Here is a 216-nt window from a genome sequence, read left to right as displayed (position 1 = left end):
ACTACTGGCAACCTCGTCGCTGACACCATCTGGCGCACCGGAAGAAATCGGATTGACCATCACTGACGCCGCGGACGCCGGCCCGTTCACCGTCATCGACGCCGCGCCGGTGGCCGTCGACGACCGGTGCCCTGGCTGCAAACATGCAGGTGTGTTGCGAGATCACGTCACCCAGCAGCTGGTGGACCTGCCGGTCGTCGGCTTCCCGACGCGACT

1 pseudogene is annotated in these 216 nt (G+C 65.7%); it reads left to right on the top strand.

The window, feature by feature from the left end:
• Window positions 1–216, top strand: a pseudogene (locus ACT3TD_RS14880) (ISL3 family transposase); the annotation flags it as partial.

Origin of the sequence: Corynebacterium sp. AOP36-E1-14 (genome assembly GCF_052377495.1) — a bacterium.
Classification (GTDB): Bacteria; Actinomycetota; Actinomycetes; order Mycobacteriales; family Mycobacteriaceae; genus Corynebacterium.
The sequence above is the reverse complement of the archived record's forward strand: the minus strand, read 5'-3'. Positions and strand labels throughout refer to the sequence as shown.